The 20,442-nt window shown below is 68.2% G+C and carries 12 protein-coding genes and 1 pseudogene; 2 read left to right on the plus strand and 11 right to left on the minus strand.

The features are described from left to right. The 11 genes and pseudogenes from IX761_RS20225 to IX761_RS20275 all read right to left on the minus strand — a co-directional run. Nucleotides 1–186 (minus strand): transposase (locus tag IX761_RS20225; protein ID WP_194791280.1); only part of this gene is annotated, 186 nt, incomplete at its 3' end. An 868-nt stretch (nucleotides 187–1,054) separates the two neighbouring features. Then, complete coding sequence (locus IX761_RS20230) at nucleotides 1,055–3,208, minus strand: TonB-dependent receptor (protein WP_194791281.1); 2,154 nt, start codon at nucleotides 3,206–3,208, stop codon at nucleotides 1,055–1,057. A gap of 72 nt (nucleotides 3,209–3,280) precedes the next feature. Next, nucleotides 3,281–3,692, minus strand: a pseudogene (locus IX761_RS20235) (DUF2946 family protein). A gap of 190 nt (nucleotides 3,693–3,882) precedes the next feature. Continuing rightward, entirely contained in the window at nucleotides 3,883–4,752 is an 870-nt protein-coding gene (locus IX761_RS20240; protein WP_194791282.1) for a metal ABC transporter solute-binding protein, Zn/Mn family, read from the minus strand. After that, nucleotides 4,749–5,648 (minus strand): metal ABC transporter permease, encoded by a 900-nt coding sequence (locus tag IX761_RS20245; protein ID WP_194791283.1) that lies wholly within the window; start codon nucleotides 5,646–5,648, stop codon nucleotides 4,749–4,751. The genes IX761_RS20240 and IX761_RS20245 overlap by 4 nt, the downstream gene beginning before the upstream one ends. Further along, entirely contained in the window at nucleotides 5,645–6,391 is a 747-nt protein-coding gene (locus IX761_RS20250) for a metal ABC transporter ATP-binding protein (protein WP_194791284.1), read from the minus strand. The genes IX761_RS20245 and IX761_RS20250 overlap by 4 nt, the downstream gene beginning before the upstream one ends. Continuing rightward, entirely contained in the window at nucleotides 6,388–7,299 is a 912-nt protein-coding gene (locus tag IX761_RS20255) for a metal ABC transporter substrate-binding protein (protein WP_194791285.1), read from the minus strand. Before IX761_RS20255 ends, IX761_RS20250 begins: the two co-directional genes overlap by 4 nt. A gap of 10 nt (nucleotides 7,300–7,309) precedes the next feature. Further along, nucleotides 7,310–7,879 carry a DUF6162 family protein gene (locus tag IX761_RS20260; protein WP_194791286.1) on the minus strand — a complete coding sequence of 190 codons (570 nt, stop codon included), beginning with the start codon at nucleotides 7,877–7,879 and terminating at the stop codon, nucleotides 7,310–7,312. Next, nucleotides 7,876–8,196 (minus strand): hypothetical protein, encoded by a 321-nt coding sequence (locus tag IX761_RS20265; RefSeq protein ID WP_416366806.1) that lies wholly within the window; start codon nucleotides 8,194–8,196, stop codon nucleotides 7,876–7,878. The genes IX761_RS20260 and IX761_RS20265 overlap by 4 nt, the downstream gene beginning before the upstream one ends. Continuing rightward, the gene (locus IX761_RS20270; RefSeq protein ID WP_194791287.1) at nucleotides 8,193–8,726 is read right to left on the minus strand and encodes a thiamine pyrophosphate-binding protein; all 534 of its coding nucleotides are present in this window, start codon (nucleotides 8,724–8,726) and stop codon (nucleotides 8,193–8,195) included. The genes IX761_RS20265 and IX761_RS20270 overlap by 4 nt, the downstream gene beginning before the upstream one ends. Next, nucleotides 8,723–9,895 (minus strand): PepSY-associated TM helix domain-containing protein, encoded by a 1,173-nt coding sequence (locus IX761_RS20275; RefSeq protein ID WP_194791288.1) that lies wholly within the window; start codon nucleotides 9,893–9,895, stop codon nucleotides 8,723–8,725. The genes IX761_RS20270 and IX761_RS20275 overlap by 4 nt, the downstream gene beginning before the upstream one ends. A gap of 255 nt (nucleotides 9,896–10,150) precedes the next feature. Between IX761_RS20275 and IX761_RS20280 the strand changes: the two genes are divergently transcribed. Then, the gene (locus IX761_RS20280) at nucleotides 10,151–19,321 is read left to right on the plus strand and encodes a non-ribosomal peptide synthetase (RefSeq protein WP_194791289.1); all 9,171 of its coding nucleotides are present in this window, start codon (nucleotides 10,151–10,153) and stop codon (nucleotides 19,319–19,321) included. Nucleotides 19,322–19,388: 67 nt separating this feature from the next. Beyond that, entirely contained in the window at nucleotides 19,389–20,438 is a 1,050-nt protein-coding gene (locus tag IX761_RS20285) for a TauD/TfdA family dioxygenase (protein ID WP_194791290.1), read from the plus strand. Nucleotides 20,439–20,442: the final 4 nt, after the last annotated feature.

Below are 20,442 nucleotides of genomic sequence, written 5' to 3' on the forward strand. Positions count from 1 at the left end.
GGTGATGGTTTTACGCTCGGGAGAGCTCAGCGGCAGGCCTTTACGCGTAGCATCAACCCAGTTGTCGAGCGTTTTGACGGACATCTCAAGCTGACGTGCAGCTTCAGTTCTGCCAACGCTTTCGGCTAGAGCTACGGCTTGCGTTTTGAACTCATCGGTGTAGTTGCGGCGAGTACGTGGGTACATGGCGACCTCCAAGAGAACGATGTAAGTATCGCTTCTTGGCGTCCGTTGTCAGGGGACAGGCCCACCAAAAAATGCTCGCTCCATTCATACGGCCCCTGCGCTGCGCTCCGGGGTTCCCTCACTCCGGTCTTGCTCCCGGGAGTACGCACCGAAGGGCCATCCATGGCCCATCGGTGCTCGACGGGCATCCATGCCCGTCGCCTCCCTCCGCAAGCCCTCCGATCGGCCTCCTGAAGTCGCGAAGTTAGGGGCGGCGCCTATATTGGCGCAGCTGTCGCTGGTTGATTGTTTTGTTGAACTTCAAACTGCAATCGCTGGCAAGTCGCAGCGGCGAACCGCAGCTCCCACAGGTACTGTGCTGAACTCGAAACTTACGCGAACACTGTGGGAGCCGGCTTGCCGGCGATGAGGCCATTTCAAACAACAGATCAAGAACTATTTAACACTCGCCGCTCTTGCTCTTGCTCTTGCTCTTGCTCTTGCTTCTAAGCGCGCGATAGTCCAGTCACCGCCAAACGCGACTTCAGGAGGCCGAACGTAGGACTTGCGGAGCGGGGCGATGGGCATGGATGCCCATCGAGCACTGATGGGCCATGGATGGCCCTTCAGTGCGTCCACGCGGGAGCAAGGCCGGAGTGAGGGAACCCCGGAGCGAAGCGTAGGGGCCGGATGATGGAGCAAGGATTTTTTGGTGACTTTTTGATCCTTCAAAAAGTTACCCGCCGTAAGGGCGGAAAGGTAAATGAGCGTCTCCATCGCCAATGGATACTCACTCAATACCAATACCCACACACTACATGCTCGACCTCGACCTCGACCTCGACCTCGACCTCGACCTAGCCCCCATCTTCAATCCCGCGCCAGCCCCTTAGAACCGCACATCCATCGCCACCTCAAACGTCCTAGGCGCCCCCATGTAGTACTGGGTGTTGTACGCCTGCTTGGCATACACCTCATCCGTCAAATTACGCACCCGCGCAGTAAGCGTGGTATGCGCATCCACCCGATAACGCGCAAAAGCCCCGAACAACGTATAGCCAGGCGCCTTGAGCGTATTGGCGTTGTCGGCATACACCGAATCGACGTAACGCGCATCCACGCCCGCCGTCCAGTCCGGGGTAAAACTGTAGGTCAGCCACAGGTTGCCCACGTTGGCCGGCACGTTGACCGGCGCATTGCCCTTGCGCGACACCGACTTGCCGGCCACCGCTTCATTGAACTCGTCATACCGCGCCTCGACGTAGGCATAGTTGGCTTCGGCCAGCAGCTGGGGCGTGACCTGCAACCGCCCCGACAGCTCCACCCCGCGCGAAGTCTGCTGCCCAGCCTGCACGGTCTGGTTGGGGTTGTTCGAATCGGCCACGGCAAAGTCCTTGCGCACGATCTGGTACACCGCCAGCGTCGCCGCGCCCCGGCCATCGAGGAAGTCGAACTTGCTGCCGGCCTCCCATTGCTCGCCCTTGGACAAATCGAACAGACCGACGTTGGAGTAAGTCGCCGCGGCCAGCGAACCTGCCGGCAGGTCAGCCGCAGTGCTGTATTGCACGTAGACATTGGCCGATGGGGTCAGCGCGTAGGTCAGGCCGATACGCCCGGACAGCGGCTCCCAGCGGCGCTCAAAGAAGGCCGGTGCAGTGGGGGTGACGGCACCGTAGTTGGTCACCTCCATGTCCAGGTAGTCGTAGCGCAACGCCGTCAGCAGGGCCAGGCGGTCAGTCAGTTGCAGGCGGTTCTCGGCGAACAGTGCGCGGTTGGTCGTCACATGGCGGCGCTGTTTGCTGAGCCCGGTGTTCACCCCCGGGATGTCGTAGAAGCTGCCTGGGTCGAAGTGGTCCGGGTCGACCGTGTCGCTCCAGCTGCCCGATTTGGGGTAGAGGCTCTGGCGCATCTGCGACCAGTCCAGCCCCGCCGACCACTGGCTGGCCAGGCCAAACAGCGTGTTGTCGTGGCGCAGTTCGAGGCGGTTGCCCAGCACGCTCTGCTGGTGGCGTTGCAGGTACGGGCTGGAGCGCACCACGTTGCCGGCGCCGTTGTAGCGGTAGCGCTCCAGGTTGCGGTAGTCGCGCTGGGCTTCGTACTGGTACAGGGTGTTGTGCAGGCTGGTGCGGTCGCTGACCTGGTAGTCGAGCATCGAGCGCAACCAGCGCACCCGCTGTTCGTAGCGGCCATCGGCGACGTTGTAGTTTTCGAAGCGCCGGCTCTTGTCGATCTTCATGGTGCTGCGCCCGGGCAGGATCGGCGAACCCCAGTAAGGGCTGTCCTCCTTGTCCTCCTGGTATTCGATGGCCAGGGTGTGGGTCAGGTCGGGGGTCAGGTCGCTGAGCAGCGAGAAGGCCAGGCTGTCGGTCTGGCGCTCGTTGCGGTCGATGTAGCCGTTGCCCTGGCTGCGGCTGAAATCCAGACGGGCGAAATGGCGAGCGTCGGCGGGGTTGTCGGCCAGCGCCTGGTTGATGCCGAAGGCGTATTCGGCGTCGTCGTAGCTGCCATAGCGGATGCGCCCGTCAACGGTCTGCTGGTCGCGGCTGGCCAGTTTGCTGATGTAGTTGATCGAGCCGCCCACGGCGCCGGCACCGTGCAGGAACGACGACGGCCCACCCAACAGCTCGACGCGGTCGATCACCCAGGCATCCACCGGGCGGGTGGCGCTGCTGTAGCCCAGGTTGATGCCGTTGTACAGCTGGGTCACCTGGTTCTGGGTGAAGCCGCGGTAGGTGACGAAACCACCATAACCAGGGTTGGCCGAGGCGTTCACGCCGGTCATGGCGTTGATCACTTCCTGGGTGTCGCGGGCATCGCGCTGCTCGATCACCCGGCGGTCCGAGACGCTCACCGAGGCGGGGGTTTCCCGGGCGGTGAGGCCCAGGCGCGAGCCGGTGGCGATGGGTTCGTCCAGCTGCACGCCGCTGGGTGCTTCGCGTTCGCCATCGACGGTGGTGGCGGTCAGTTCGACAGGCGCGCCTTGCGCCCAGGCACAGTGGCAGGTGGCACTCAGCACGAGCACCAGAGAGGAGTTGCGGATCATGTTGTAAGGGTTCCACGCAAAGGTCTTGGCGTGCCTGGCCCACAGGCGCACACACGAGCGTGCTGGCCAGGGTCAGGCGAAGTGAAGGGCTGCGGGGAACGGGGGAGGGGAGGCGCGGGGGTNGGTTGATGGCGTGGCGCAGGTAGCGTGGCGGTGGTTGTGCCCAGCTGCGGGTGACGATGGGCGCCGGGGCCTGGCCATGTGCGGCGGTGAAGGTCCAGCCGGCACTGCTCAGCGGTACGGCCATGGCGAACGAGGAGCACACCGGGCAGTCCAGCTGCGCCATGTGCTGGTCGCCGCCGGTACCGTCCAGGTCGATGGCCGGGCCGTGGCCGCTGTCCATGCTGCAGTAGCCGCCTTCCAGGCCCGACAGGCGCAGGCCAGTCATCTGGCCATGGTGCAAACCACACAGCAACAGGCTGAACAGGACGCTGGCGTAGAGCGTCCATGCGGTCAGCGAGCGTGTCCGACGAGTGGTTTTCATGGCGGCGAATCTACCATTTGAAGGGTTTCACCGGGCTTTGGGTTGGTGTGGTGGATTGTCGCAGGGCGTAGCGTTTGCCTGCACCGGCCCTATCGCCGGCAAGCCGGCTCCCACAGATGTTGCGCTGATCCTGGCTTAGCGCTGTACCTGTGGGAGCCGGCTTGCCGGCGATAGGGCCCTGGAGGCGAACTCAGCTGTTGCCCAGCGCCTTCACCACCTGCTCCACGCTGGCCTTGAGCCCGGCCACGGTGTCCTGCGGGTCGCTCTCCACCACCAGCAACCGGGCACCTCCGGCCTCGATCGCGGCGGCAACCTTGGCGTCCGGCTGATGGTGGTGCAGCACCAACGCCACGTCCTGCTGCTTGAGGTTGTCGGTCAGCGCCTTGAGCGTGGCGTCGTCCCACTGCTCGCCAGCCGGCAGCGGCTGTTCCACCACATCCAGGTTCAACCCGCTGGCCAGGTAGCCCAGCCGCTCGGACAGGCTCACCACGCTGAGGTTATCGACCTCGGCCAGCTGCGCCTGGCTGCTGGCACTGAGCTCCAGCATCTGCCGCTTCAGGCCAGCCAGGTTGCCCTGGATCTTGGTCTTGTCCGCCGGCGACAGGCGCTCCAGGTCATTGGCCACCACATCGGCCATACGCCCGAGGTTGGTCGGGTTCAGCCACGGGTACGCGGCGAAGGCCTCGTCGCCCTTCACCGCGATACCGGGCAGGGCGCCGTCCACCGGGCGTGCGGCATCGATCTCGACGATGCGGATATTGCTGCGCCGAGCCATCGGATACAGCGGGTCGTCACGCCAGATCGAACGTACACCGATCACCGCGTCGGCCTGCTGCGCGGCCTTTTGCAGGCTGGCGCCGCCACGGCCCTCGAAGTAGGACGGCTGGCGGCTGGCCGGCAGATTGCCCGGCACGGCGCTTTTCAGCTGCACCGAGGTACCGTCGAGCAGCACTACCGCCAGGCTATGGGTCACCGGCAAGGTGGTCAGCACTTGCGTGGCGTTGGCCAGCACCGGCAGGCCGGCCAGAGCCAGCGCCAGGGTGAGTTTTTTCAGGGTCATGCCGGGTTTCCTTGCAGGCGGGGGACGAGGGCGCGGGCCAGGGCGCAGAGGGCGAAGCAGCTGCCGGCGACCAGGATGATCGCCGCGCCCGACGGCACCGGCAGGTCGAACACTATCGGCAGCAGGATGCCGAGCAGCGTGCTGACGGTGGCGATCAGCACCGAGATGAAGAAGAAGCCCTTGAGCGATTGGCTGACCAGGCGCGCGGCAGCGGCCGGGATCACCAGCAGGGCACCCACCAGGATCGCCCCGATCACCTTCACCGCCGCCACCGTGACCAGGGTCACCAGCACCACGAACAGGTAGTCCAGGGTCTTCACCGCCACCCCGCGCACCGCCGCCAGCTGCGGGTTGAAGCTGGCCAGCATGATGCGGTTGTACAGCGGCAGCGCCAGGGCCAGCACCAACACCGCGACGATGCCCAGCACCACCAGGTCCTGGCCACTGACGGTGAGCACCGAGCCGAACAGCACGTTCTCGAGGATGTGCACGTTGATCTTGCCGGCCAGCATCAGCAGCAGGCTCGCCCCCAGTGCCAGCGACACCGAGAGGAACACCCCGATCAGGGTGTCTGGCGACAGCCCCGTGCGGTTGCGCAGGAAGTTGAGCAGGATGCCGAACAGCAGGCAGTAGCCGAACAAGCTGCCATAAGGGCCGGTGTAGGGCTCGCCGAGCAGGATGCCGATGGCCACGCCGGTGAGCGCGGCATGGCCGACCGCCTCGGAGAAGAAGGCGAAGCGCTTGACCACTACCAGGGTGCCCAGCCCGCCCAGCACCGGGCCGATCATCAGGCCGGCGAGCAGGGCGTTGACCACGAAGCCGTAGGCCAGCGCCTCGGGCAGGTAACCCGCGCCGGCCCACTCCTGGACCAGCTGGCGGAAGGTTTCGAAACTCATGCAAGGCTCTCGCTGCGAGGGTGGACGGAGAACAGGCTGAGCAGGCGCTCGGGGGTGAGCGCCTCGGCCGGCGGGGCGTCGAACAGCACCTGGCGGCTCAACCCGGTGACCCGGTCGGCCAGGCGCAGTACCGCCTGCAGGTCGTGCTCGATCCACAGCACCGTGGTGCCGGCCTGGCGCCAGCCCTGCAGCAGTTGCTCGAACACCTGGATACCGGCCTCGTCGAGGGCCGACATCGGCTCGTCGAGCACCAGCAATTGCGGCTCAGGGATCAGCCCCTGGGCCAACAGCACCCGCTGGCGCTCGCCACCGGACAGCGCGCCCATGCGCCGCTTGCGCTTGTCGAGCATGCCGACCTTGGCCAGCGCCGCATCGATGGCCGGGCGCACGCGGCGCGACAGCCCCAGGAACGCCGGACGGCGCTGGCACATGGCGGCCATGAAGTCGTCGACGGTCATCGGCAGGCCACGGTCGAACTCCAGCGCCTGGGGCACATAGCCGATCACCTCGCGCTCGCCTGGCCAGTGCAGGGTCAGCTGGCCCTGGTGCGGCATCTGCCCGAGCAGGGTCTTGATCAGCGAACTCTTGCCGCCGCCATTGGGGCCGACGATGGCGTGCACGCTGCCGGCGGCGACGTTGAAGCGCACGCCTTCGAGGATGCGCGTGCGGCCCAGCGTGAGGTCGATGCCGTCGAAGTCGATGCGCGGCCCGCTGGCGGCGCTCAGGTTGGCGGCGGCGGTCACGCGCGGTTCTCCTGGATGGCGCGGACCACGGTGTCGAGGTTGCGCTTCATCTCCACCTCGTACTTGTCCTTGGTGTACTCGCCGTAGGAGATGTGGGTGAGCGGGTACAGGCGCACGCCCGATTCGCGCTGGATGGTCTCGACATAGGCCGACGGGAAGTCCATCTCCGAGAAGATCACCTTCACGTCCAGCGCCTTGAGCTGGTCGATGGTCTTTTTCAGCTGCGCCGGGCTCGGCTCGATGCCATGGGCCGGCTCGACCACCGCGGTGACTTCCAGGCCGAAATCACGCACCAGGTAGTCGTAGGCGGCGTGGATGGTGGCCACGCGGAAGGTCGCGTCCGGCGCCTGGGTGACCTTGGCCAGCGCCTCGGCACGCAGGGCACGCAGGCGCTTGGCGTAAGCGCGGGCGTTCTGCAGGTAGAACTTGGCGTTGTCCGGGTCGAGCTTGCCCAGCTCGCGGGCGATGTTGTTGACCTGGGCGATGGTGGCGCTGATCGACAGGAAGGTGTGCGGGTTGACCACCTTGCCGGCACCCCGGGCGGCGATGCCGGTGGCCGCCAGCAGCGGCACGTTGGCGTTGGCTTCGATGGTCTTGATGTCGGGTTTTTCGCTGGCGGCGATCATGCGGTCGGCGAAGTCATCGTGGCCGACGCCATTGAGCACCACCACGTCGAGGCTGCCGATGCGCTTGATGTCCTCGGCGCGCGGCTCGTAGGCGTGGGGGTTGAAACCGGCTGGGATCAGCGGCACCACTTCGGCCTTGTCGCCGACGATGTTGCTCACGTAGCTGTAGTAGGGGTGCAGGGTGATGCCGATGCGCAGCGGCTTGCCGTTGTCGGCCAGGGCCAGGGCGGGCAGGGCGCAGGCCAGGAGCAGCGCCAGGGTGCGGCGGGCGAAGCGGAACATGGGCAGGTCCTTAATGACGGTGTTGGCGGGTGACCCCGGCGTCGTAGTGGGTGACGACCTGCCGCCAGCCGGCGGCGATCAGCGTGTCGTGGTCCAGCGCGTCGGGGGCGAGCGCGCTGCTGTCGCGGCGCAGCCAGATATCGGGCTGGGCGTCGGCGGCGCTGGGCAGGATCAGCAGGAAGCTGCCGGCCACCTGCGCGTCCTGGCTGCGGCCCAGGTAGGCACCGTTGCCCAGCAGGGTCCATTGCGGGTTGCCACGGCTCTGGCTGCTGGCATCGGCCACGAACGGCGGTAGGCCTTCTTCGGCCAGGGCCTGGGCGTCGGGGGCGACGCCGGTGTCCTCGTGCAGCGCGCGAATCTCCTCCACGGCCACCCACAGGTCGGTGTGGATGCCCTGCTCGGCGGCGTTGAGGTCGCGGCGGGCGTCGAGCTGGTGGGCGGCGATGGCCTGCTCGTCCTCGCGCTCGCCGCGCAGCGCCACTACGCTTGCGGCCAGCAGCACGATCAGCGCGGCGGCCAGCAGTACATAGAGGGTTTCATGCCCGGCGCCGGCCGGGCGTACCACCTGTGCGCGGCTCATGGCGCACCGATGTCGGCGTGGTCCACTTCCACCACGTGGCCGGGGCCGGCGTCGAACAGCACGTAGAACTCGCCGTCGGGGCGCTTGAAGGTCAGGGTGGAATCGTCACCGAGCTTGCTGGCCAGCAGCACCTGCTCGTCGTAGCCGATCACATCCAGGGTCACCCCCGGTGCGCCGCTGCCATCGGAGAAGCCGCCCTTGCAGGTGATCTGCTCGCCGGCTTCGGTGCATTCGCACATCGGGTTGTGCGCCAGCGCCGGGGTGGCGGCCAGCAGCAGGAAGGGCAGGGCGAGCCTGCGCAGCTGCGAAATCATCATTTGCCTCCTTGTTTCTCGAGCCAGGCCACGGTGGCCGGCGATGCCTTGGCCAGCGGGATCGAAGTCTGGTGCATCTGCCCGTCCCAACCCTCGAAGGTGAGCCACAGCTCGGCGTCGGGCTTGGTCTTGGCCGGGATGTTGACCACCCCGGTCATGCGGTACGGGGTGCCGGAGAACAACGCCCCGGCGGCGCGCAGGCTGCGCGGCTTGCCCACCCGCAGGTACACCGCCTTGACGTCGTTGCATTGCGCGCACAGGGCGATCTTGAACTGCTTGAAGTAGCCGGCCGGGCCGTCGGAGCGCGGCGCCTCGTCGAAGCGCTCGGCGATACGCACGCTCCACGGGCCGGCCTGCAGCTCGCCGAGCTCGCGCTCGCCCAGGCCGATTTCGCCACGGTTCATCGAGGCTTCGTGCAGGTACTTGGGCATCAACCCGAGCGGGATCAGCACCAGCAGGATGTTCAGGTGGAAGCGCCATTTCAGCCACAGGCGGCGCGCGGGGGATTGGGGCAGGGCAGTGCGCGTGCTCACAGGCTGGCCTCCGAAGGGGTGTCGAGGGTGGCGCGCGGCTGGCGCTTGAGCGCGGCGGCGGTGGCCTGGGCAGTGCGCTTGGTCCAGATCAGCAGGCCGCTGAGCACCATCAGGGTGAGGATCAGGCCGAAGAAGGCCCAGATCAGCTTGACCCAGATGCCGCCGAAATCACCGGTGTGCAGCGGGCGCATCGACTCGGTGACGAACTCCAGGGCAGTGCGGTCGCCGACCATGAACGAAGCCTCGACCTTGTTGTTGTAGGGGTTGACGTTGACCGTCTCGAACATCAGCGGGTACCAGCCGCGCCCGCCCATGTAGTAGTGGCTGTAGGCGTTGCCGGGCAGGGTGATGAAGGTCACCTCGAAGCCGGGGAAGCGTTCGTGGGCGGCGCGCTCGGCATCGTCCAGGCTGACCGGCTGCGGAACCTGCCCGTCGCTGCCGCGCGGCACGTCCTCGCGGGCGATGGCCGGCACGATCGGTTCGCTGGAAATGGTCACGTGGTTGTCGGCCAGGGTCGCCTGGATCAGGAACCAGGTGCCGGTGATGGAGATGGTGGCGATGAACCAGATCGACCACACCCCGCTCAGGCGGTGCAGGTCGCCCCAGAAGATCCGCGAACCGTGGCCCAGGCGTGGCAGCTTGAAGAAGCCCTTCCAGAAGCGCTTGTACACCACCAGCCCCGTGACCAGCGACGCCAGCATCGGCAAGCCCAGCAGCGACACCAGGTACCAGCCCCAGCTGTAGCCATTGGTGAACGGCACCAGCCACCAGCCGTGCAGGGCGCGGGTGAAGGCCTCGAAGTCGAAGGTCGGGCTCTGGCCCTGGATCACCCCGGTGTAGGGGTTGACGTAGAGGATCGGCGAGGTGCCGTCGGGGTAGGTGACGCTGGCGGTCAGGGCGAAATGCGACTCGCCCGGCTTGCTGATGTAGTTCACCGCAATGGCCGGGTCGGCCTTGTGGATGGCGTCCAGCACCTGCTGGTAGCTCAGCAGCGCGGCGTCGTCGTGGGGTTTGCTGGCGCGCACATCGGGGTTGGCCAGCCATACGATTTCCTGGCTGAGCACGGCCAGGGTGCCGGTGAAGGAGACGATCAGGACGAAGAACCAGATGGGCAGCGCCAGCCAGCTGTGCACCAGGAACCACAGTTTGGAGCGGGACTTTTTCGACATGGGGACCGGTCTTTTTGCGCAAATAGGGTACGACAGCGCGCAGTGTCGCTTGGGCGACTGGTCGCAACTGAATCGCATTCGTTTCTATTTAGGACGGATGAGATGGAAAAACCTGCCAAAGAAAATGCAAACAAATGTTTCAAAGTGCGCCGAGGTGCGCCGCGCGGGTGGCCTAAATCCGTTCATTTGAGTTTCGTTCCTAACTGCATGCGTGTGCCCCGGCACCACGAACGAACCTGAAGGAAGACGCCCAGCATGAAACCCGAAGACGCCGAGAAGCTTGCCCGTCGCTTTATTGCCCTGCCGCTGGAGAAGCGCCAGCTGTTTCTCCAGGTGCTGGGCCGCGAAGGGGTGGAATTCTCGCAGTTGCCCATCCCCGCCCGGGTCGAGGGTGTCGAGCGCGCCAAGCCGTCCTACGCCCAGCAGCGCATGGGCCTGCTCTGGCTGCTCGACCCGCAGGGCGCGGCCTACAACCTGCCGGGCGCCGTGCGCTTGCAGGGCCGTTTGGATGTGGCGGCGCTGACGCTCGCCTTCGAGGCGCTGGTAGCCCGCCACGAGCCGCTGCGCACGCTGTTCCGCCTGGAGGAGGGTGTCTGGTACCCCGACGTGCAGGCGCCAGCGCCACTGCCGCTCGAGTTTCATGACTTCGCCGCTGGCGAAGAGCGCGAGCAGCGCCTGGCGGCCTGCGCCCGCGAGCAGGCGAGCCTGCCGTTCGACCTGGAGCGCGGCCCGCTGCTGCGCGTGTGCCTGGTGCGCATGGCCGAGCAAGAGCATGTGCTGCTGGTGACCCTGCACCATATCGTCGCCGACGGTTGGTCGATGAACGTGCTGATCGACGAGTTCAGCCGCCTGTACGCCCAGTGCCTGGCCGGCCAGGCGCCGCAGCTGCCGGCGCTGCCGATCCAGTACGCCGACTACGCCCTGTGGCAGCGCAGCTGGCTGGAGGCCGGCGAATTGCAACGCCAGCTCGACTACTGGTGCGCGCAGTTGGGCGACGAGCAGCCGGTGCTGGAGCTGCCCACCGATTTCCCGCGCCCGGCGGCGCCGAGCTACCAGGGCGTGCGCCTCGAATTTGCAATCGACCCGGCGCTGACCGCGCGCCTGCGCAGCCTGGCCCAGCAGCAGGGAGTGACCCTGTTCATGCTGCTGCTGGCCTCGTTCCAGGTGCTGCTGCACCGCTACACCGGCCAGCAGGACATCCGCGTCGGCGTACCCGTGGCCGGGCGCGGCAAAAGTGAAACCGAGGGCCTGATCGGCCTGTTCGTCAACACCCAGGTGCTGCGTGGCCAGCCCCGTGGCGACCAGCCGTTCAGCGCGCTGCTGGCCGAGGTGCGCAGCGCCGTGCTGGGTGCCCAGGCGCACCAGGAGTTGCCGTTCGAGCGCCTGGTCAACACCTTGCAACCCTCGCGCGATACCGCCCACTCGCCGCTGTTCCAGGTGCTGTACAACCACCAGCCACTGATCACCGACGTCGAGCAGTTGCAGATTGCCGACGGCCTGAAGGCCTCGCGCCTGGAGCTGGGCGGGCGCACCACCCAGTTCGACCTGGCCCTGGACACCCTGGAGAAGTCCGGCGCGCTGCATGCGGCCTTGACCTACGCCTGCGACTTGTTCGAGCAGGCCAGCATCGAGCGCCTGCGCCAGCACTGGCTGAACCTGCTGCAAGGGATCGTCGAGGCGCCCGATGCGCGCCTGGGCGACCTGCCGCTGCTGGCGGCGGATGAGCGCCAGCACATGCTGCTCGACTGGAATGCCACGGCCCAGCACTACCCAGGCGGCCCCTGCGTGCACACCCTGATCGAAGCCCAGGCCCGCCTGACGCCGGATGCCCCGGCGCTGGCCTTCGCCGACCAGCAGCTCAGCTACGCCCAGCTCAACGCCCGGGCCAACCGCCTGGCCCATCGCCTGATCGAGGCCGGCGTCGGCCCCGAGGTGTTGGTGGGCATCGCCGTGGAGCGCTCGCTGGAGATGGTCGTCGGCCTGCTGGCGGTGCTCAAGGCCGGCGGCGCCTACGTGCCGATGGACCCGGACTACCCGAGCGAGCGCCTGGCCTACATGCTCGAAGACAGCGGCGTGCGCCTGCTGCTCAGCCAGGCGGCGCTGCTGCCGCGCCTGCCGGTACCTGACGGGTTGACGACCCTGTGCCTGGACGCCGCCGACGGCGACTGCGCCGGCTACCCCGCGCACGACCCGGTTTGCCGCGTCAGCGGCCACAGCCTGGCCTACATGATCTACACCTCCGGCTCCACCGGCCGGCCCAAGGGCGCCGGCAACAGCCACCAGGCGCTGTTCAACCGCCTGGCCTGGATGCAGCAGGCCTATGGCCTGGGCGCTGCCGACAGCGTGCTGCAAAAGACCCCGTTCAGTTTCGACGTGTCGGTGTGGGAGTTCTTCTGGCCGTTGATGGTCGGTGCCCGCCTGGTGGTGGCCCGCCCCGGCGCGCACCGCGACCCCGCGCAGCTGATCGAGGTGATCCGCGCCCAGGGCATCACCACGCTGCACTTCGTGCCGTCGATGCTCCAGGCGTTCATCCATGAGCCGGGCGTCGAAGCCTGCGTCAGCCTGCAACGCATCGTCTGCAGCGGCGAGGCGCTGCCCGCCGAGGCCCAGGCCCAGGTGTTCGCGCGCCTGCCCGGCGCCGGGCTGTACAACCTCTATGGCCCCACCGAGGCGGCCATCGACGTCACCCACTGGACCTGCGTCGAGGACGGTCGCCACAGCGTGCCGATCGGCCGCCCGATCGCCAACCTGCGCACCCATATCCTCGATGCCGAGCTCAACCCGGTGCCGGCCGGCGCCGCCGGTGAGCTGTACCTGGGGGGCGTGGGCCTGGCTCGTGGCTACCACCGCCGCCCGGCGCTGACCGCCGAACGCTTCGTGGTCGACCCGTTCGGCTCGGGCGAGCGCCTGTACCGCACTGGTGACCTGGCGCGCTACCGCGAAGACGGGGTGATCGACTACCTCGGACGCCTGGACCACCAGGTTAAGATCCGTGGCCTGCGCATCGAGCTGGGCGAGATCGAGGCCGGGTTGATGGCCCATGCCGCGGTGAAGGAAGCCGTGGTGCTGGCCCAGGACAACAAGCAGCTGGTGGCCTACCTGGTGGCCCCGGTGACCGATACCACCGCGCTGGAGGCTGAGCTGCGCGCGCAGCTGCAACAGAGCCTTCCACTGTTCATGGTGCCGGAGTTCTTCATCCACCTGGCGCAACTGCCGGTAACCGCCAACGGCAAGCTCGACCGCAAGGCGCTGCCCCGCGCCGGTGCCGAGCGCCAGCAGCACGCAGCGCCGCAGAGTGAGCGCGAACAGGCCCTGGCGCAGATCTGGCAGCAGCTGCTGGGCGTCGAGCAGGTCGGCCTGGACGACAATTTCTTCGCCCTGGGCGGCGATTCGATCATCGCCATCCAGGTGGTCAGCCGCGCCCGTCAGGCCGGCCTGCGCCTGAACCCGGCGGATGTATTCAAGCACCAGAGCCTGCGCGCCCTGGCCGAGGCCGTCGAGCAGGCGCCGGTGCTGAATATCGAGCAAGGGCCGCTGCACGGCGCGGTGGCCCTGACGCCGATCCAGCACTGGTTCTTCGCGCAAGCCATCCCCCAGCGCCAGCACTGGAACCAGGGCGTGCTGCTGACCCCGCGCGAGCCCTTGCAGGCCGAGCGCCTGCACGCCGCGCTGGAGCGCCTGGTGCAGCAACACGATGCCCTGCGCCTGCGCTTCCGCGAGGTGGCGGGCGTGTGGCAGCAGGCCCACGCCGACGCCGCCCCCGTGCAGCTCTGGCAGCGCGAGGCCAACAACGCCGAAACCCTGCGCCGGCATTGCGACGAAGCCCAGGCCAGCCTCGACCTGGCCGACGGCCCGCTGCTGCGCGCGCTGCTGGTGCAGATGAGTGACGGCAGCCAGCGCCTGCTGCTGGCGGTGCACCACCTGGTGGTCGATGGCGTGTCCTGGCGCGTGCTGCTCGAAGATGTGCAACAGGCCTACCGCCAGCAGGCGCTGCCGGCCAAGACCACCGGTTACCAGCAATGGGCCGCGCGCCTGGGCGACTACCTGCCACACGCCCGCCAGCAACTGCCGTTCTGGCTGGCGCAACGGGCCGCCGCCGAGCTGCCCCAGGACCACCCCCAGGGGCGCAGGGTCAATGCCACCGAGGCTTCGCGCCGCTGGCGCCTGGATGCCACGCGCACCCGCCAGCTGCTGCAAGGCGCAAGCACCGCCTACCGCACCCAGGTGAACGACCTGCTGCTGGCCGCCCTGGCGCGCAGCGTGACCCAGTGGAGCGGGCAGCCGGACTGCCTGGTGCTGCTCGAAGGCCATGGCCGCGAAGCGCTGTTCGACGACCTCGACCTGTCGCGCAGCGTCGGCTGGTTCACCAGCCTGTTCCCGGTGCGCCTGAACGCGGCCGAGGCGCCGCAGGCGCTGATCAAGGGCGTGAAGGAGCAATTGCGTGCGGTGCCGGACAAGGGCGTCGGCTACGGCGTGCTGCGCTACCTCGATGCCGAGGCGGGTGCACAACTGGCGGCCCAGGCGCAGCAGGGCATCCTGTTCAACTACCTCGGCCAGCTCGATCAGCAGTTCGGCGACGACGCACTGTTCGGCCCCGCCGGCGAGGGCAGTGGCCAGGCCCAGGACCCGCAGGCACCGCTGGCCAGCGCCCTGAGCCTGGAAGGCCAGGTGTACGAAGGCGAGCTGATGCTGGAGTGGCGCTACTGCCGCGAGCGCTTCGACGCCGCCACCATCGAGCGCCTGGCCGAAGGCTATGGCGTGGCGCTGAACGCGCTGCTCGACCACTGCCTGGCGGGCAACACCGGGGTGACCCCATCGGACTTCCCGCTGGCCCGGCTTGACCAGGCGCAGCTCGACGGCCTGGGCCTGGACTGGGCCCAGGTGGAAGACCTGCTGCCGCTGTCGCCCCTGCAACAGGGCATGCTGTTCCACAGCCTCTACGAACCCCAGGCCGGCGCCTATATCAACCAGTTGCAAGTGCGCATCGACGGCCTCGACGTGGCGCGCCTGACCGCCAGCTGGCAGGCCGCCATCGAGCGCCACGCCGTGCTGCGCAGCCGTTACCACTGGGAAGGCCTGGCGCGGCCGCTGCAATCCATCGCCCGCCAGGCAACGCTGCCGGTGCACGTGGTGCAGGGCGATCCCGAAGCGCTGGCCCGCGCCGAACGCGAGCAGGCCTTCGCCCTCGACCATGCGCCGTTGCTGCGCCTGCTGCTGGTGCAACTGGGCGGCGACAGCTACCAGCTGATCTACACCAGCCACCACATCCTCATGGACGGCTGGAGCAACGCCCAACTGCTGGGCGAGGTGCTGCAACGCTACGCAGGTGGGCAACCCGCCGTCAGCGCCGGCCAGTACGCCGACTACCTGGCCTGGCTGGAACAGCGCGACCCGGCCCGCGACGAGGCGTTCTGGCGCGAACAACTGGCACCGCTGGAAGCACCGACCCTGCTGGCCGAGCTGCTGCCCAACGAGCGGGCAGCAGCCGGGCAGGGCGAACTGCTGCACGTGCTGGACGCAGGCTTCAGCCAGCGCCTGGCGGCCTTCGCCCGCGCGCGCCAGGTTACCGTCAGCGTGCTGTTCCAGGCGGCCTGGGCGCTGCTGCTGCAACGCTACGCCAACCAGGCCAGCGTGGCCTTCGGCGCCACCGTGGCCGGGCGCCCGGCGCAGCTGCCGGGGATCGAGCAGCAGGTGGGCCTGTTCATCAACACCGTGCCGGTGGTCTGCGCGCCGCGCCCGACCCTGAGCGTCGGCGACTGGCTGGCCGAGGTGCAGGCGCAGAACCTGGCCCTGCGCGAATACGAATACACCCCGCTGGTGGATATCCAGCGCTGGGCCGGCCAGCAGGGCGCGCTGTTCGACAGCCTGCTGGTGTTCGAGAACTTCCCGGTGGCCGAGGCCCTGCGCCAGGGCGCGCCGGGCGGCCTGCGCTTCGGTGCGGTGAGCAACCATGAACAGACCAGCTACCCGCTGACCCTGGGCATCGAGCAGCACGCGGGTCTTGAGCTGACCTTCAGCCATGACCGCACCCGCTTCGCCGACGCCCAGGTCAAGCAGCTGCGCGATGGGCTGGTGTGGCTGCTGGAGCAGTTCGTCGCCGATCCGGCCCAGCCATTGGCCAACCTTGGCCTGCTCGATGCCCATCAGCATGCCGAGCGCCTGGCCCTGGGTGGCCAACCGCGCCTGGCCCTGGACAGCCCGCTGCTGGCGCACCAGCGCTTCGAGCGCCAGGCGGCGCTGACCCCGGACGCGCTGGCGCTGATCGCCGGTGACCAGCAGCTGACCTACGCCCAGCTCAACGCCCAGGCCAACCGCCTGGCCCACCGCCTGCGCGACTGCGGTGTCGGCCCCGGCCAGCGCGTCGGCCTGTCGGTTCGCCGGGGGCCGGCGATGATCGCCAGCCTGCTGGCGGTGCTCAAGGCCGGCGCCGCCTACGTGCCGCTGGACCCGGACTACCCGGCCGAGCGCCTGGCCTACATGATCGAGGACAGCGCCCTGAGCCTGCTGCTGATGCAGCCGGGCCTATTGCAGGTGCCAGAGGGCATGCCGTGCCTGTTGCTGGAGGAGGGCGAACAGTGGCTGCAAGGCTACAGCGCCGCCAACCTGGCCAACCTGGCCCGCGCCCAGGACCTCGCCTACCTGATCTACACCTCCGGCTCCACCGGCCAGCCCAAGGGCGTGTCGATCGAGCACGGGGCGCTGCGCGAGTTCTGCGTGATCGCCGCCGATTATTCGCAACTGGTGCCCGAAGACCGGGTGCTGCAATTCGCCACCTTCAGCTTCGACGGCTTCGTCGAGCAGTGCTACCCGCCGCTGTGCGTCGGCGCCTGCCTGGTGCTGCGCGGCGACGAGCTGTGGGACACCGCCACGCTGTACGAGCAGATCATCAGCCACGGCGTGAGCCTGGCCGACCTGCCGGCCGCCTACTGGTTCCTGCTGGCCCAGGAATGGGCCGCCAGCGCCCCGCGCAGCGCCGGGCGCCTGCGCCAGGTGCATGTGGGTGGCGAGGCGATGTCGGCCGAAGGCCTGAAGCTCTGGCACGCCGCAGGGCTGGGCCATGTGCGCCTGGTCAACACCTATGGCCCGACCGAGGCCACGGTGGTGTCCAGCACCCACCTGTGCCAGCTGGCCGACAGCGCCGGCGCCATCCCCATCGGCCGTGCGCTGCCCGGGCGCGGCCTGTATATCCTCGACGGCCACGGCAACCTGGCCCCGGCGGGCCTGGCCGGCGAGCTGTGCCTGGCCGGCGGTGCGGGCCTGGCGCGCAACTACCATGGCCGCGCGGCATTGACCGCCGAGCGCTTCGTGCCCGACCCGTTCGCCGACGCACCGGGCCAGCGCCTGTACCGCAGCGGCGACCTGGCGCGAGCGCGGGTCGATGGCGTGGTGGAGTACATCGGCCGTGCCGACCACCAGGTGAAGATCCGCGGTTTCCGTGTCGAGCTGGGCGAGCTGGAGGCCCACTTGCAGGCGCTGCCGATGATCCGCGAGGCGGTGGTGCTGGTGCACGAGGCGGCCACCGGCAAGCAGTTGATCGGTTATGCCGTGGCCACTGACCCGGCGCAGAGCAGCGCCGAGCTGACCCGCGCCGTGCGCCATGCGCTCAAGGCCAGCCTGCCCGACTACATGCTGCCGGCCCAGGTGATCGCCCTGGCGGCGTTGCCGCTGAACCGCAACGGCAAGCTCGACCGCAAGGCCCTGCCAGCGCCCGAAGTGCAGCAGGCCAGCGCCAGCGAACCGCTGCGCGAAGGCCTGGAGCAGCGCCTCGGGCAGATCTGGCAGCAGGTGCTGGGCATCGACGGCCTGGGCCGCGACGACAACTTCTTCGAGCTCGGCGGCCACTCGCTGCTGGCCACCCAGATCGTCTCCCAGGTGCGCCTGCAACTGGGGCAGGTGGTCAGCCTGCGCGCACTGTTCGAACACCCACGCCTGTGCGACTTCGCTGAACAGGTGCAAGCCGCCAGCGGCCAGGCCGCCCCTGAGCGCCCGGCGATGGTCCGTGGCGCGACGGGCGACCGGCCGCTGTCGTTTGCCCAGCAGCGCCTGTGGTTCCTCTGGAGCCTGGAGCCGCACAGCTCGATGTACAACATGCCTGGTGCGCTGCGCCTGCGCGGCCCGCTGGACCCTGACGCCCTGCAACGCACCTTCGAGGCGCTGCTGGCACGCCACGAAGTGTTGCGCAGCACCTACCACGAAGCCGACGGCGCCACCTGGCAACGGGTGCGTGACGACCTGCCGCTGGCCCTGCGCCACAGCGACCTGCGCGGCCAGGCCGACGCCGAGGCTCGCGCCCAGTTGCTGGCCCGCGAGGAAGTGGCGCAGCCGTTCGACCTGGTCAACGGCCCGCTGCTGCGCGTGCACCTGCTGCAGCTGGACGCGCAGGACCATGTGCTGCTGATGACCCTGCACCACATCGTCGCCGACGACGGCTCGTTCCGCGTGCTGATCGACGAGTTCGTCAGCCTCTACGGCGCCTTCGTCGCCGGGCAGCCGCAGCCGCTGCCGGCCCTGGCCCTGCAATACGCTGACTTCGCCGGCTGGCAGCGCCAGTGGCTGGAGCAGGGCGGCGAGTTGCAGCGCCAGCTGGACTGGTGGCAAGCGCGCCTGGGCGAGCGCCACGAGGTGCTGGAACTGCCCCTGGACCCAACCGCCGAAGCCGCCGTGGACGGGCAGGGCGGCAGCCTGCACTTCACCCTGGCGGCCGAGCAGAGCGCGGCCCTGCGCCAGTTTGCCCAGCAGCGCCGGCAATCGTTGTTCAGCGTGCTGCTGGCGGCATTCAACGTGGTGTTGCAGCAGCGCACCGGGCACACCCGCGTGCGCATCGGCACCGACATCGCCAACCGCAACCATGCCGAGCTTGAGCGCATGGTCGGCTTCTTCGTCAACCAGCTGGTGCTGCAGGTCGACCTCGACGCCGAGCTTTCCAGCGACCAGCTGCTGGCCCGTTGCAGCGAGAGCCTGATCGGCGCCGCCGAACACCAGGACCTGCCGTTCGAGCGCCTGGTCGAGGCCCTGCGCCTGCCACGGCGCAGCGGCCGCTCGCCGCTGTTCTCGGTCAAGCTGATCCACCAGGAGGGGGTTGGCCGCCTGCCGTCGATGGGCGCGCTGAGTGTCGAAGACTTCCCGTCCGGGCGCCAGGCCGCCGAGCTGGACCTGGTGGCGGCGTTCTACAACGACGACGCCCACATCCACCTGAGTTTCGAATACCCCGCCGAGCGCTTCGCCCCAGCCACCCTGGAGGCGATGTTCGAGCAGGTCCGCGCGGTATTGCAGGCCCTGCTCGATGGCGCCACTTCCCTGCGCGAACTGACCGCGCAGGCCGAGCGGGTCTGGCGTGAATGCCAGGACCGGCAGAACAGCCAGCGTGCCGCACGCCTGAAAGGGCTGCACCCGATCCGCCGACGCCGCTCCAGCGCCGTCGAATGAACCCCTTATCCAACGCTTCTCGCGGCGGCGGGTCACCCGCCGCCCCGGCCCAGTTCCAGGAGGAGTCATGTCTGTAACCCCATTGTCCTCGCGCCCCATGCGCGGCGCGCGCAAGAGCATCTCGAGCGACACGTCGAGCCTGGTCAGTTTCCGCCCGCTGTTCGACGAAGGCTTCCCGCTGCTGTGCACCCCCAACGTGCCGGGCGTCGACCTGGTGGCCTGGGCGGCGCAGAACCGCGCGCTGATCCAGCAGCAGATGCACAAGGGCGCGGCGATCCTGTTCCGCGGCTTCGACGTGCCCGGCATCGATGCCTTCAACCAGTGCATCGACGCCATTTCCGGCGGTGCCTTGCAGTACCTGTTCCGCGCCTCGCCACGCACGCAGATCACCGGCCAGTTCAATATCTACAGCTCCACCGACTACCCGTCCGGCGAGCGCATCTTCCCGCACAACGAGCACTCCTACTCGCCAGTGTTCCCGCTGCACCTGTACTTCTACTGCGACACCCCGTCCGAGACCGGCGGCGAAACGCCGCTGGGCGACACCCGGCTGATCCTCGAGCGCGTCGACCCCCAGGTGCGCGAGGAATTCGCCCGCAAGGGCATCCTCTACGTGCGCAACTACGGCGACGGCATGGGCCTGCCCTGGCAGACCGTGTTCCAGAGCGAGGTTCGCAGCGAGGTCGAGGCGTACTGCGCACAGATCGGCGTGGAGGCCGAGTGGAAATCCGGCAACCGCCTGCGCACCCGCCAGCGCGGCCCGGCCATCGTCCGCCACCCGCAGACCGGCGAGCGCATCTGGTTCAACCACGGCACCTTCTTCAACGCCTTGACCCTGCCCGACAGCATCCGCGACAACCTGCTGCGCGAGTTCGGCCCGCTGGACCTGCCGCAGAACACCTTCTTCGGCGACGGCACCGCCATCGACGACGACGTGGTGCGCCACCTGCAACAGATCTACCGCGACGTGATGGTCGAGTTCGCCTGGCAGAAGGGCGATGTGGTGCTGCTGGACAACATCCTCACCGTGCACGCGCGCAACGCCTTCACCGGCCGCCGGAAAATCCTCACCGCCATGGCGATCGCGCAGAAAAGCGCCGACCTGGCCCTCGATTAAGGAG

The sequence above is a fragment of the Pseudomonas sp. UFMG81 genome, assembly GCF_015354575.1.
Lineage (GTDB): Bacteria > Pseudomonadota > Gammaproteobacteria > Pseudomonadales > Pseudomonadaceae > Aquipseudomonas.

Bases quoted from the DNA above. Each gene is read 5' to 3' on its own strand.
- IX761_RS20245 (WP_194791283.1), bottom strand. From the start codon at position 5,648: ATGAGTTTCGAAACCTTCCGCCAGCTGGTCCAGGAGTGGGCCGGCGCG.
- IX761_RS20230 (WP_194791281.1), bottom strand. From the start codon at position 3,208: ATGATCCGCAACTCCTCTCTGGTGCTCGTGCTGAGTGCCACCTGCCAC.
- IX761_RS20275 (WP_194791288.1), bottom strand. From the start codon at position 9,895: ATGTCGAAAAAGTCCCGCTCCAAACTGTGGTTCCTGGTGCACAGCTGG.
- IX761_RS20255 (WP_194791285.1), bottom strand. From the start codon at position 7,299: ATGTTCCGCTTCGCCCGCCGCACCCTGGCGCTGCTCCTGGCCTGCGCC.
- IX761_RS20240 (WP_194791282.1), bottom strand. From the start codon at position 4,752: ATGACCCTGAAAAAACTCACCCTGGCGCTGGCTCTGGCCGGCCTGCCG.
- IX761_RS20265 (WP_416366806.1), bottom strand. From the start codon at position 8,196: ATGATGATTTCGCAGCTGCGCAGGCTCGCCCTGCCCTTCCTGCTGCTG.
- IX761_RS20260 (WP_194791286.1), bottom strand. From the start codon at position 7,879: ATGAGCCGCGCACAGGTGGTACGCCCGGCCGGCGCCGGGCATGAAACC.
- IX761_RS20280 (WP_194791289.1), top strand. From the start codon at position 10,151: ATGAAACCCGAAGACGCCGAGAAGCTTGCCCGTCGCTTTATTGCCCTG.
- IX761_RS20285 (WP_194791290.1), top strand. From the start codon at position 19,389: ATGTCTGTAACCCCATTGTCCTCGCGCCCCATGCGCGGCGCGCGCAAG.